9 protein-coding genes are annotated in these 13,542 nt (G+C 69.6%); 3 read left to right on the top strand and 6 right to left on the bottom strand.

Translation table 11 applies throughout. The annotated features are described in order from the left end of the window. Together O4N75_RS12855 and O4N75_RS12860 are read right to left on the bottom strand one after the other, a co-directional pair. Entirely contained in the window at positions 1 to 1,392 is a 1,392-nt protein-coding gene (locus tag O4N75_RS12855) for a sigma-54 dependent transcriptional regulator (RefSeq protein WP_269625932.1), read from the bottom strand. Further along, positions 1,392 to 3,626, bottom strand: coding sequence for a PAS domain-containing sensor histidine kinase (locus O4N75_RS12860; protein WP_269625933.1), 2,235 nt, complete (start codon positions 3,624 to 3,626; stop codon positions 1,392 to 1,394). Before O4N75_RS12860 ends, O4N75_RS12855 begins: the two co-directional genes overlap by 1 nt. A gap of 300 nt (positions 3,627 to 3,926) precedes the next feature. Between O4N75_RS12860 and O4N75_RS12865 the strand changes: the two genes are divergently transcribed. Beyond that, on the top strand, positions 3,927 to 5,012 hold the full coding sequence (locus tag O4N75_RS12865) for a 3-deoxy-7-phosphoheptulonate synthase (RefSeq protein ID WP_269625934.1): 1,086 nt from the start codon (positions 3,927 to 3,929) through the stop codon (positions 5,010 to 5,012). A gap of 132 nt (positions 5,013 to 5,144) precedes the next feature. Beyond that, positions 5,145 to 6,371 carry a serine hydrolase domain-containing protein gene (locus O4N75_RS12870; protein WP_269625935.1) on the top strand — a complete coding sequence of 409 codons (1,227 nt, stop codon included), beginning with the start codon at positions 5,145 to 5,147 and terminating at the stop codon, positions 6,369 to 6,371. 10 nt (positions 6,372 to 6,381) lie between these two features. Here the strand turns inward: O4N75_RS12870 and O4N75_RS12875 are convergent, their stop codons facing one another. From O4N75_RS12875 to dusB, 3 genes are read right to left on the bottom strand one after another with little or no spacing between them, the layout of a single operon-like run. After that, on the bottom strand, positions 6,382 to 7,803 hold the full coding sequence (locus O4N75_RS12875) for a sigma 54-interacting transcriptional regulator (protein ID WP_269629369.1): 1,422 nt from the start codon (positions 7,801 to 7,803) through the stop codon (positions 6,382 to 6,384). Between the two features lie 5 nt (positions 7,804 to 7,808). Further along, positions 7,809 to 8,930: an ATP-binding protein gene (locus O4N75_RS12880; RefSeq protein ID WP_269625936.1), complete on the bottom strand. Its 1,122-nt coding sequence runs from the start codon at positions 8,928 to 8,930 to the stop codon at positions 7,809 to 7,811. Next, a complete protein-coding gene (gene dusB, locus O4N75_RS12885) occupies positions 8,927 to 9,934 on the bottom strand; it encodes a tRNA dihydrouridine synthase DusB (protein WP_269625937.1) in 1,008 nt (335 codons plus the stop codon). Before dusB ends, O4N75_RS12880 begins: the two co-directional genes overlap by 4 nt. Before the next feature lie 90 nt (positions 9,935 to 10,024). Here dusB and O4N75_RS12890 point away from each other — a divergent pair, with 90 nt between their 5' ends. Further along, positions 10,025 to 11,173, top strand: coding sequence for a bifunctional 2-C-methyl-D-erythritol 4-phosphate cytidylyltransferase/2-C-methyl-D-erythritol 2,4-cyclodiphosphate synthase (locus O4N75_RS12890; RefSeq protein ID WP_269625938.1), 1,149 nt, complete (start codon positions 10,025 to 10,027; stop codon positions 11,171 to 11,173). 111 nt (positions 11,174 to 11,284) lie between these two features. Here O4N75_RS12890 and O4N75_RS12895 read toward each other — a convergent pair whose 3' ends face one another. Beyond that, positions 11,285 to 13,531: a fused MFS/spermidine synthase gene (locus O4N75_RS12895; RefSeq protein WP_269625939.1), complete on the bottom strand. Its 2,247-nt coding sequence runs from the start codon at positions 13,529 to 13,531 to the stop codon at positions 11,285 to 11,287. Positions 13,532 to 13,542: the final 11 nt, after the last annotated feature.

Consider the following 13,542-nt stretch of genomic DNA (forward strand, 5'->3'; position numbering starts at 1 on the left):
TTACGCGTCCTCTTCTTCCATAGGCCTGGCGCCCGACAGGCCCAGGGACTTCAGTTTGCGGTGCAGGGCCGAGCGCTCCATCCCGATGAAGGCCGCGGTCCGCGAAATATTGCCCGAGAAACGCAGCATCTGGGCGTTGAGGTACTCGCGCTCGAACACCTCGCGCGCCTCGCGCAGCGGCAGGGCGATGATCTTCTCCGCCCCCAGGCTGGACGGCTGGTCGTTCACCACCGCGTCGTTGGGCAACATCTCGGCGCTGATCGGTTCGCCGGCGTCCCCGGCCGCCAGGATCAGCATGCGTTCGACGTTGTTGCGCAGCTGGCTGAGGTTGCCCGGCCAGGCCCGCACCTGCAGCGCAGCCAACGCGTCGTCGGCCAGCCGCCGGCGCGGCATCCCGGTCGCCTCGCAGATCCGGTTGACGAAGTAGTCGATCAGCTCGGGGATGTCCTCGCGCCGCTCCGACAGCCCCGGGACGCTGACCGGCACCACGTTCAGGCGGTGGAACAGATCCTCGCGGAACCGGCCCGCATTGATCTCCTCACGCAGATCGCGGCAGGTCGAAGAGACCACCCGAACATCGACCTGCACGTCCTGCTCTCCGCCCACGCGGCGGAATCGCTGCTCCACCAGAACCCGCAGAATACGGCTCTGGGTTTCGCGCGGCATGTCCGCCACTTCATCGAGGTATAGCGTCCCGCCATGGGCGCGCTCGAAGACCCCGATCTTGGCCGGGCGGCCGCCCTCCAGCTCCTCGCCGAACAGCTCGGTGTCCACGCGCTCGGGCGTCATGCCGGCGGCGCTGATCACCACGAACTCGTTGCGCGCGCGCGGGCTGGCGGCGTGGATCAGCCGCGCCACGGTCTCCTTGCCCGAGCCGGGCGGACCGGCGATCAGCACCCGGCTGTTGGCCGAGGCCAGCTTGGCGATCAGGCCGCGCAGTTGCTGGGTGACCACGGACTTGCCGATCAGCCCGTCGGGCTGGATCGTCTGGGCGCGCAGGCGGCGGTTCTCGCGCTTGAGATTGCTGGTCTCCAGCGCCCGCTCGACGCAGAGCAGCAGCCGGTCGGACTTGAACGGCTTTTCAAGGAACTCGTAGGCCCCGCGCTTGATGGCGCTGACTGCGGTCTCGATATTGCCGTGGCCGGAAATCATGATCACCGGGATGTCGGCGTCCAGGGTCTTGACCAGGTCGAGCAGCTCCAGCCCGTCCATCCCCCCGCCCTGCATCCAGATGTCGAGGATCAGCAGCGCCGGCTTGCGCGACTTGATGGCGGCCAGCGCGCTCTCGGAATCGTTGGCCGTGCGCACCGCATAGCCTTCGTCCGACAGGATGCCTGCAACGAGCTCGCGGATGTCCGCCTCGTCATCGACCACCAGTACATCAGCCGCCATCACATCACTCCTGCGTCTTGAGCTCTTGGCTCAGGTCCGGCGGCGGCGTCGGACGCGCCCGGCGCCGCCGTGGGAAGTTTCAGCACTGCACGGGCCCCGCGTCCGCCCGTCGCATCGGTCAAAATCAATTCGCCGCCATGGTCTTCCAGGATGCGCTTGACGATCGCCAGGCCCAGTCCCGTGCCCTTCTCGCGGGTCGTCACATAGGGCTCGGTCAGACGGTCGCGATCCTTGTCCGGCAGGCCGACGCCGTTGTCCTCGACGATCGCCTGCACCCCCTGCTCGTCGGCGATCAGGCGCGCGGTGATCCGGCCCTTGGGCTCGGGCTCGACGGCGACGCGCGCGGCCACGGCCTCGGCTGCGTTCTTCAGGATGTTGGTCAGCGCCTGGGCCAGCATCCGGCCGTCGGCGACCAGCGTCACGTGCGGCGTCGGGTCGAGCAGCTCGACCTCGATGTCCGGGGCGGCGACCCGCTGTGCGAACACCGCGGCGCGAACCAGTTCGGCGCCGTCCTGCGCGGCGAACTTCGGGGTGGGCATCCGGGCGAAGGACGAGAACTCGTCGACCATCCGGCCGATCCCGTCGACCTGGCGCACAATGGTGTCGGTGCAGCGGTCGAAGGTCTCGAGATCCTCGACCGGCACGTCCTTGCGGAACTTGCGGCGCAGGCGCTCGGCCGACAGCTGGATCGGGGTGAGCGGGTTCTTGATCTCGTGGGCGATCCGGCGGGCGACATCGCGCCAGGCGGCGTTCCGCTGGGCCGAGACCAGGCGGGTGATGTCGTCGAAGGTCAGCACAAGTCCGCCTTCCGAGCGGCTGGCGCGCACGCGCAGCCGGTGGGTTTCGCGGGCCCGCGCCACGTCCACCTCCGCCTCGGACTCGCCGGCCGCGTCGGCGCGGTCGGCGATGGCGACGAACTCCGGCGCCACCTCGGCCAGCCGCCGGCCGCTGGTCTGGCCTTCGACCAGGTCGAGCAGGATGCGCGCCTGGCGGTTCACCGCCGAGATCCGCCCGTCGGCGTCCAGGCCGATCACCCCGGCCGAGACCTCGGCCAGTACGGTCTCGATGAACTGGCGACGTTCCTCGGCCTCGTCGCCGGCGCGCTTCAGCGCCGCCTGCTGGGCCTGAAGATCATGCGTCATGCTGTTGAAGGCGCGGGACAAGACGGCTAGCTCCTCGGGGTCCTCGGAGGTGTCCACCCGCACGTCGAGATCGCCGCCGGCGACCCGCCCGGCGGCCTGCACGAGCCGCCCCACCGGGGCGGAGATGGCGCTGGCCGCGCCCATGCCGAGCCACACCGCCCCGACCAGCACCAGCATCGCCGTTTCGATGTAGGAAAGCGCGAAAACCCGTTGAATTCGCGCGCGACTTTCCGCCGCCTCGCGATAGGCGGTGACCGCCCGGTCGGCCTCGTGCAGCTGGTTGACGATCCCCGCTTGCACCGGACGCGTCACGTAGAGGTAGGCGTCGGGATAGGCGGTCAGCCGGGTCAGCGCGCGCGTCAGGTTCGGCGACACCGAGATCGACCCCTCGTCGGCGGCCGCGAAGCTGGAGGGCGGCGGCGCTTGGAAGTCGACGACCCCGACCGCCTCGGCCCGCGCCAGGATCCGCCCCTCGCGGTCGATCAGATAGGCGGCCGGAAACGCGTGGTAGGAGGCCTGATAGGCCAGGAAGTGGCTGAAGGTGACCGGGCTGACCTGCAACGCCGGGGCGGCGCGGTTCAGGTCGTTGGCCATCAGGGTCACGTGTTCCTCGACGAACTGACTTTGGTCGTCGACATAGGACCGCATCACGGTCGCCGAGTTCTCGACCACCGTCTGGACCCGCTCGGAGAACCAGTTCTCAACCCCGCGGTTGACCAGCACCGTGTAGAACAGCGCCACGACCATCGCCGGGGCGACCGCCGCCAGCGCGAACAGGGTCACGAACCGCACATGCAGCCGCGCCGCCGGGTCCACCGACCGCGCCCGCAGCATCGTCGCCACCCGGAAGCCCACCTGCGCGGCGAGCGCCAGGATCAGCACCAGGTTGAGGCCCAGGATCGCCAGGATGTTCTTGGAGGCAGGAGCCAGCGGGCCCGTCTCGGGCGGCGACGCGGCCAGCAGGATCGCCACCGCCGTGAGCACCGCGGCCAGGGCGTAGCCGCCGCCAAGCACATAGCGTGATTGCAGCGCCCGCCAGAACCGCGCGGCGGGCGTCGCGTGAGTTCCGCCATCGTGACTCAAAGACGCCATTGCAGCGGCGACCCTAACCAGCTGTGCCCCAAATTCAACACTGATGTTGCGCTCAGGCTTCACAGTCGCCTGACAGCCGCCTGGGGATGACAGCGCTCTGCGAGTGCGCTATCGGTGCCGGCGATGATCCTCGCCACCAGCCAATATTCGTTTTGGTATTTTGGCTATTCCGATGCCGCTGGCGGAGGAAGGGGATCGCGCGACAGCACGCTGTCATAGAACGCAAGACCCACCCAGCCGCCAGCACCTGGCGGCTTTTCTTTTGCGCCGCCGGAACCTGAAATCACCCGGAGCGCACTCGTGAACACCGACGACCTACGTATCCTCGACATCAAGCCCCTCGCCTCGCCGGCGCAGGTTATGGGCGACCTGCCGGCCAGCGACGCCGTCGGCGCACTCGTGTCGGATAGCCGACAGAAGATCCACCAGATCCTGCACGGCGCCGATGACCGGCTGGTGGTGGTCATCGGTCCCTGCTCGATCCACGATCCGGTCGCGGCCATGGACTATGCGCGACGACTGGCCGCACAGCGCGCCCGCTTCGAGGACCGGCTCGAAATCGTCATGCGGGTCTATTTCGAGAAGCCGCGCACCACCGTCGGCTGGAAGGGCCTGATCAACGACCCCCATCTCGACGGCACCTTCCGCATCGACGAGGGCCTGCCGCTGGCGCGTAAGCTGCTGCTGGAGGTCAACGCCCTCGGCCTGCCGGCCGCGGTCGAGTTCCTGGACGTGACCACGCCGCAGTACCTAGCCGACCTCGTGGCCTGGGGCGCGATCGGCGCCCGCACCACCGAGAGCCAGATCCACCGCGAGATGGCCTCCGGCCTCTCCTGCCCGATCGGCTTCAAGAACGGCACCGACGGCAACCTGCGCATCGCCGTGGACGCGGTGAAGGCCGCCAGCCAGCCACACCATTTCCTGGCCATCGGCAAGGACGGCCGCGCCGCCATCGCCGCCACCCGCGGCAACGACGACAGTCATGTGGTCCTGCGCGGCGGCAAGGCCCCGAACTACGACGCCGCCGGCGTCGCCGCAGCCTGCGCTGAGCTGGCCGCCAGCGGCCTGCGCCAGAGCGTGATCATCGACGTCAGCCACGCCAACAGCGGCAAGAAGCCGGAGAACCAACCGGCTGTCACCCGCGACGTCGCCGCCCAGGTCGCCGCCGGCGACGCGCGGATCGCCGGGGTGATGATCGAGAGCCATCTGGCGGCCGGGCGCCAGGATCTCGTCGAGGGCCAGCCGCTGGTCTACGGCCAAAGCATCACGGACGGCTGCATCGACTGGGACAGCTCGGTCGAACTGCTCGAAGAGCTGGCCCTGGCGGTCGAGGCCCGCCGCCGGGTGCGCGCCGCCCAGCCGGCCGGCGAACCGGTCCAGGCCTGATCGGCCAGGCGGGAGCGCGCACCGGGGCGCGCTCCCGTCGATATTCTCCCCTCCCGCCGCCTCGGGACTTGGCGCGCCCGGCCGGTTCAGGTCTGTTGACGTCAGCTTCGCCGTCAACGACCAGGACCCGACATGGCCGATCCCCGCTCCCTGGGCTTTTGCCCCGACCGCCTCGCCAAACTCGACCGCTTCATCAGCGAAAAGTACCTGCAGCCCGGCCGCATGCCCTGCGCCCAGGTGCTGATCGTCCGCCACGGCGAGATCGCGCACGAGTTCGTCGGCGGCCAGCGCGACGTGGCCCGCGGGCTGGCCTGTGAGGCCGACACCGTCTTCCGCATCTATTCGATGACCAAGCCGATCACCTCCATCGCCTTCATGATGCTGGTCGAGGAAGGCAAGGTCGCGCTCGACGATCCGGTCCACCGTTTCATTCCGGAGTGGGCCAATCTCGGCGTCTTCAGCGCCGGGACCACCGGCGGCTTCCTGACCAAGCCGCCCGCGCGGCCGATGCAGATGGTCGACCTGCTGCGCCATACCTCCGGCCTTACCTACGGCTTCCAGAACCGCACCAATGTCGACGCCGCCTATCGCAAGGCCGGGGTCGGCGAGATCGGCAGCACCCTGCCCCTCGACGCCATGATCGAGGCGCTGGCCGCCCTGCCGCTGGAGTTCTCGCCCGGCGAGGCCTGGAACTACTCGGTCTCCACCGACGTGCTCGGCTACCTCGTCGGCAAGATCGCCGGCATGCCGTTCGAGCAGTTCCTGCAACAGCGAATCTTCACGCCGCTGGGCATGGCCGACACCGGCTTCCAGGTCCGCGAGGGCCAGGGCGCGCGGCTGGCCGCCTGCTACAACGCGACCCCGAAGGGCGGGCTGGACCTGCAGGACGACGCTGCGACCAGCCCCTACCTGCAGCCGCCGTCGTTCATTTCCGGCGGCGGTGGGCTCGTCTCGACCGCGGCCGACTACATGAAGTTCTGCCAGATGCTGCTGAATCGCGGCGAGTACGGCGGCGTGCAGCTCATCGCGCCCAAGACCCTCGACCTGATGACCGCCAACCATCTGCCCGACGGCAAGGACCTGACCCAGCTGTCGCGCTCGCTGTTCTCCGAGGCGACCAACGCCGGCGTGGGCTTCGGCCTAGGCTTCGCCGTGGTGCAGGACGCGCCGCGCACCCTGGTGCCGTGCAGCGACGGCGAGTTCTACTGGGGCGGCGCGGCGAGCACCGCGTTCTGGGTGGACCCGGCCGAGGACCTCTCGGTGGTGTTCATGACCCAGGTGCTGCCCTCGTCGGCCTATCCCATCCGGCGAGAGCTGCGGACCCTGGTCTACTCGGCCCTGATCGAACCGGCCGTCTGACCGCCGGCTGCTAGCGGCGGCCGCGGGCCATCTCCACGCCCAGGTCCTGGATCTTCTTGCGCAGCGTGTTGCGGTTGAGGCCCAGGATCTCGGCGGCCCGCACTTGGTTGCCGCGGGTCGCCGATAGGGTCAGCTGGATCAACGGCCGCTCGATCTCCTCGAGCACGCGATCGTAGAGGCCGGGCGGCGGCACCCCGTCCGGCTGTTCGGCGAAGTAGCCCCCCAGGTGGCGCTCGACCAGCGTCGCCAAGGTGACCGGCCCCTCGTGCCCCGGAATGGCCGGCTGCTGGTCGGCCAGTTCGCGCTCGACGATGCGGGCGGTGATCAGTTCCTCGGCATAAAGCGCGCAGATCCGCCGGATCAGGTTCTCCAGCTCGCGGACATTGCCCGGCCAGGCGTGCAGCTTCAGGCGTTCCAGGGCGCTGGCGTCGATGGTCTTGGCCGGCAGCCCCTCGCGGTTGGCGCGCAGCAGGAAGGCGCGGGCCAGATCGGGGATGTCCTCAGTGCGGTCGCGCAGCGGCGGCAGGCGCAGCGGCGCGACGTTCAGGCGGAAGAACAGGTCCTCCCGGAACAGCCCCTGCTGGATCAGCGCCCGCAGGTCGCGGTTGGTCGCTGCGATGATCCGCACGTTCGGCGGGCGACCGGTCTTGGGGTTCACCGACTGTTCGGAACCGTCGATCACCCGCAGCAGCCGGGTCTGGGCGTCCAGCGGCATGTCGCCGATCTCGTCGAGGAACAGCGTGCCGCCATCGGCCTCGACCAGCTTGCCGTAGTCGCCGTCGTCGCGGCCGAACAGCTCGGCCTCGACCCGCTCGCGCGGAACCGCGGCCAGGTTGATGACCACGAACTTACCGTCCTTGCGGCGGCCCATGTCGTGCAGGGCGCGGGCGACCAGCTCCTTGCCGGTGCCGCTTTCCCCGAGGATCAGCACCGTCAGGTCGGCCCCGACCAGCCGCGCGATGGTGCGATAGACGTCCTGCATCGGGCCCGAGCGGCCGATCAGCGGCAGCCGCTCGTCGCGCACCGCACGAGCCTGGGCCTTGGTCGCTTCGGTGTCGGCCGGCCGCGACAGAGCCCGCCGCGCCGCCGAGGTCATGTCGTCCAGGTCGAACGGCTTGGAGACATAGTCGAAGGCCCCGGCGTCGGCCGCGTTGACGGCGGTCAGCAGGGTGTTCTGGGCGCTCATCACGATCACCGGCAGCCGCGGGCGTTCCTTGCGGATACGCGGCAGCACGTCGAACACGTTCTCGTCCGGCATCACCACGTCGGTGACGACCAGGTCGCCCTCGCCGTCGGACACCCACTTCAGCAAGGTGGTGGCGTTGCCGGTGGCCCGGACCTGATAGCCCAACCGGGTAAAGGCCTGGCTCAAGACCAGCCGGATCGACGCGTCGTCGTCGGCGATCAGGATCTTCTTGCTGGCGTTCGTCATCGCATTCATGCCGGCGTATCCTCTCCAGACGCGATCGGCAGGAGCACACGGAAGGTCGTGCGCCCCGGCTCGGATTCGAAATCGATCAGGCCGCCGTGCCCGGCGACCAGCTTGGCGACCAGGGCCAGGCCCAGGCCCGCTCCATGGGTCTTGGTGCTGACGAACGGTTGGAACAGGCTCTCGCGCAGGTGCGCGGGCACGCCTGGGCCGTTGTCCTGAATGCGAACTTCCAGCGGCGCGCCGCGCAGCACGTGCCCCTTGGCGGCGCGGACCTTCACGCCATGCCGATAGGCCGTGTGGATGGTGATCGCCCCGCGACCGTCGCCGCGCGCATGGGCGGCTTCAGCGGCGTTCTTCACCAGGTTCAGGAAGATCTGGATCAACTGGTCCTCGTCGCCATAGGCCGGCGGCAACGAGGGATCGTAGTCGTCGGTCAAGGTCAGGCCGTCGGCGACGCCGTTGGCGGCCAGCGCCTTCACCCGGTCGAGGACCTGGTGGATGTTGATCGGATGGCAGTCCGGCAGCGCGTCGTCCGAGAACGCCTCCATGCGGTCGACCAGCCGCCGGATACGGTCGGTCTCATCGACGATCAGCTGGGCCAGGGGGGCGTCCTCGGCCCGCGCCCCGGCCTTCAGCAGCTGGGCCGCGCCGCGGATGCCGGCCAGCGGATTCTTGATCTCGTGGGCCAGCATGTGGCCGAGCCCGACGATGGTCCGCAGGCCCGCCTGCTCGGCCCCGGTCCGCTCCCCGCCCAGCGCCCCGCCCTTGACGTGCAGGGTCAGCAGCACCGAGCCGTCGCCGAGCGGCGCGGCCGCGCCGTCCGCCTCGAAGGACGGATGGCCGAACAGGCTGATCTCCACGCCCCGCTCGCGGACCCGAACCCCCTCCTCCAGGGCCCGTTCGAGCAGCGAGACCAGGGCCGATCCCGGCGGCAGCGCCGCGCCGAACCGCCCTCGGGTCAGCAGCCCCAGGCCTTGCCCGAACAGCGCCTCGGCCGCCTCATTCACCGCGACCAGCGCCCCGTCGCGGCTGACCACCAGCGCCGGTTCCGGAGAGACGTCGAACGCGCTCGACTTCAGGAGCTCCAGATTCAGGCCGGACGTCGCCGCGCGGGTTTGGTTGTTCATGCGGCCAGTCTCGGTTGGGGGTCACGCCACAGGGCGGCCAGGCCGGCTTCGACCTCCGCCGGATCGTCGAGCCGGCACAGCGTCGAGCGTGCGGCGCGGCGCGCCTCGGCCGTCTCCGGCCAGGGCGCATTTTCGATGTAGGAGGCCAGGTGCTTGCGGAAGATCCGCACCCCCAGCCGATCGCCGTAGAAGTTGAGGCTGTCGCGGAAGTGCTCCAGCGCGATCTCCAGCCGCCGCTCGGCCTGCGGCTCCTCGAACGTGCGCCCGGCCAGCTCGGCCTCGATCAGGGTGGCGACCCATGGCCGCCCATAGACCCCGCGACCGACCATCACCCCGTCGGCGCCCGAGGCGGCCAGCGCCTTGCGCGCGCTGTCCCCGTCGGTGATGTCGCCATTGACGATGACGGGGATCGAGACCGCCTCGGTCACCGACCGAACCGCGCTCCAGTCGGCGCTGTCCTTGTAGAACTGACTGCGCGTCCGCCCGTGGATCGTCACGGCGCGCGCGCCCCTGGCCTGAGCCCGAGCGGCGATGTCCGGCGCGTTCTTCGAGGCCGCGTCCCAGCCCAGCCGCATCTTCACGGTGACCGGCACGTCGACCGCATCGACTGCCGCGGCAATCAGGCTTTCGGCCAGCTCCGGCTCGCGCATCAGCGCCGAGCCCGACAACACGCCGGTCACTTCCTTGGCCGGGCAGCCGAAGTTCAGGTCGATGATCTGAGCGCCCGCCTGGGCCGCCAGCCGCGCGCCCTCGGCCATGTGCGCCGGCTCGCGCCCGACGAGCTGGACGACCATCAGCGGCAGCCCTTCGCCCACCGCCGCGCGCCGCACGACGTCGGGCCGGCCTTTGGAGAATTCGGCGCAGGCGACCATCTCGGTCGCGACATAGGTCGCGCCCAGTTTGCTGGCGGCCTTGCGGAACGGCAGATCGGACACGCCGGTCATCGGCGCGATCCAGGCGCGGCCGCCGACTTCCACATCCCCGATCTTGAGCACGCTGCTCATTTTGTAATCACCCCTACCGCCTCTGTTTTAGGCAAATTGTGCGGCGCCGTAAAGCCTAGACAGCGGGCATATGCGCCCTAAACAAGCCGCATGGATTTCTCAGCCGTCATCGTCGCCGCCGGTTCCAGCACCCGCGCCGGTCCCGGAGCACCCAAGCCCTGGCGCAGCTTGGGCGGCCGCCCCATCCTCTCCTGGTCGATCGACGCTTTTGCGGCCGCCGGCGCGCGACAGATCGTCGTGGTCGTGGCGGACGGCTGGATCGATGAGGCCGCCGAACTGCTCGAGGCGGTCGACAACTGGGCGGTCGTGCAGGGCGGCGCGACCCGGGCCGAGTCCGTGCAGGCCGGCCTGAAGGCCGTCACCGGGCCCGCCGATACGCCGGTCCTGATCCACGACGCCGCCCGCCCCTTGCTGAACGGCGCGCACATCGAGGCCTTGCTGGCGGCGCTCGCCGACGCCGACGGCGCCGTGCCCGCCCTGCCGATGGCCGATACGCTCAAGCGCGGAACCGGCGGCGTGGTCTCCGAGACAGTGCCGCGCGAGGGCCTGTGGCGCGCCCAGACGCCCCAGGCGTTCCGCCTGTCGACGCTGACCGACGCCTATGGCGCCTGGCCGGCCGACGCCGAGCCGACCGACGACGCCGCCGTGGTCGAACGCGCCGGCGGCAAGGTGGCGATCACGCCTGGCGACCCGCGGCTGATGAAACTGACTTATCCGGAGGACTTCGCCATGGCTGAGCAACTGGCGGGCGGCGCGCGTATCACCCGTATCGGCCAGGGCGTGGACGCGCACCGCTGGGGCCCGGGCGAAGCCGTCTGGCTATGCGGGGTGAAGATCGAGCACGACCAGACCCTGATCGGCCATTCCGACGCCGACGCCGGGCTGCACGCCCTGACCGACGCGATCCTCGGCGCCATCGGCGAAGGCGACATCGGCGAGCACTTCCCGCCGTCCGATCCGCAATGGAAGGGCGCGGCCTCCGACAGGTTCCTGCTGCACGCGGTCGAAATCCTGACGAACAAGGGCGGCCGGATCATCAACGCCGACGTGACGCTCGTCTGCGAGCGGCCCAAGATCCGCCCCCACCGCGACGCCATGCGCGAGCGCTTGGCGCAGCTGCTAGGCGTGCCGCTCGACCGCGTCAGCGTGAAGGCCACCACCACCGAGGGCATGGGCTTCACCGGCCGCCAGGAGGGCCTGCTGGCCCAGGCGATCGTGGCCGTCGAGACCCACGCCTAGCCCCTGTCCCGATTGGCTTGAATCAAGCGCACCGGGATGCACAGGGTCGATTGTTTGAGTTTAGAGCCCTTCTTCCCCACTCACGATGATCCATCGTGAGTGGGAAGGGCTCTAGGGCAGCCAGGGCCAATTCACCTTCAGCTGCGCGTACATCGCTCCGGCGAGGTTCATGTAGTCGTCGGTCCACGGCCGGGCCGCGGTCGGGTCCGTCTGCGCCCAGCGGCCGTCGGCCTCGTACGGCGCCAGCGCCGCCAGGCTGCGGCTCACGATCATCGCGTCCTCGGCCGACTCCCAGAGCGGCGGGCTGCCCTTGGCCGGGCTGTGGCGCTGGATCAGGGCGAACCCTCCCGCCGCCTCGGCGACCGCCATGGCCGGCGCGCGCAGCTCGAGATTGCGGTTCGACAGGTGGACGATGAGCACGCCGTCGGGCTTGAGCTTGGCCAGATAGCCCTTCATCGCCTCGACGGTCAGCAGGTGCGCCGGCACCGCGTCTGACGAGAAGGCGTCGATCAGCAGGACGTCGAACGTTCCGGCCGGCTGCTTGGCGAGGGTCAGGCGCGCGTCGCCGACGACATAGTCGATCGCCCCCTTGGCGCAGGTCGTCGTGTAGCTGAAGTACTTGGGATCGGTCGACAGCCGGATCACCAGCGGGTCGATCTCGAAGAAGGTCAGGTGGTCGCCCTTGCGGGAATAGGCTGCGACCGCCCCCGTCCCCAGGCCCACCGCCCCGACCCGCAGCGGGGTCGGACGCTTGGTCTCGTGGCTGAACACCTGCCCGATCGGCGTCTCCGGCGCGTAGTAGACGAGAGGACGGCACATGTAGCGCGGGTCCTGGGCCTGAGCGCCGTGCAAGGTCGTGCCGTGCGACAGCATCTTCACCGCTCCGCCCATCGCCGGGACGGGCATCTCCGACTGGCGAAGGACGCCGAAGAAGCTGCGCCAGCTCTGGCGCACGTCGACACGGTCGCCGACCAGCTCGGCGGAGATCGACAGCAGGACCACCAGCCCGAAGAACACGATCATCTGGCGGCGGATCACGAAGGCGCTGACGCTCGCCAGGACCAGAAGGGCGCCGACGATGACCTTGAAGTGATCGACCATCCCGAACTTCAGGGCGATGACCGGCGCGGCCGCCGCCGCGATGCCCCCCAGCGCGAAAGTGGCCCAGCGCCAGGGCTCGACGGGCTGAAGCCCCGGTCGCGCCAGGCAGGCCAGCACCAGCACCAAGGGATACTCCCAGACGTTGGTGAAGATCACCGGCGCCAGGAAGGCGTTGAACGCGCCGCCGACGACGCCGCCAAACGACATCCAGAGATAGAACTCCGTCAGGTGCGCCGGATCGGGCCGCCGGGCGACCAGCGCCTGGTGGCACATCAGCGCGGTCAGGAAGAACGCCGCCAGGTGCACCGTCAGCTGCAGCATGAAGTTGGCCGACTTGAACGGCATCAGGGCCGCGCAGGCGACCACCGCCGCGGCCTGCAGCATCAAGGTCAGCTTCGGCGAGACGATCGGCCTGTCCGAGAAGGCGATGATGAAGGTCAGCAGGTAGAGGGCCAGCGGAATGACCCAGAGGAACGGCGCCGAGGCCACGTCGGTGGTGATGTGGGTCGTCACCCCGAGCATCAGGCTGGACGGGATCGCCGCCAGGCCGATCCAGATCGCCCGGTCGCGCCAGCTGGGCGCGGGTCCGGCGGCGGAGGCTGGCGTTTCGATCGTCGCCGCCCTCGCCCGCGAGACGAACAGCGCCAGGGTCGCCATCAGTACTACGAACGCGACATAGCCCGTGCTCCAGCCGGCGGTCTGTCCGTGCAGGGTGGCCAGCGGCTCGACCACCGCCGGATAGGCCAGCAGCGCCAGCAGGCTGCCAAGGTTCGAGGCGGCGTAGAGCACATACGGCTCGGCCCCGGTCTCGGCATGGATGGTGCGCGCATGCCAGGCCTGCACCAGCGGCGCGGTGGCCGACAGGATGGCGAACGGCGCCCCGATGGAGACCGCCAGCACCCCCAGCAGCCACAGCGACGGGTAGTCGGAGGACGGCTCGCCCAACGCTCCTGTCACCCGCAGCGGCAGGGCCAGCGCAGCCGCCAGCAGAGCCGCCACATGCACTAGCGCCTGGATCCGCACCGAACGGATTTTCTGGAGAAAGTGGGCGTAGCCGTAGCCCACCAGCAGCGCGGCTTGGAAGAAGGCGATCGAGGTGTTCCAGACCGAGGAGCTGCCGCCTAGCAGCGGCAGAACCAGCTTGGCCACCATCGGCTGGACCAGGAAAACCAGGCCCGCGCTGGCGAAGGTCGTCACCGCGAAAAGGATCGGCGAGATCGAGGCGGCTGGCCGTTCGGCCCGCTCTAACGTGGTCATGGGATCGAATC

This window comes from Phenylobacterium sp. NIBR 498073 (genome assembly GCF_027286305.1).
Classification (GTDB): domain Bacteria; phylum Pseudomonadota; class Alphaproteobacteria; order Caulobacterales; family Caulobacteraceae; genus Phenylobacterium.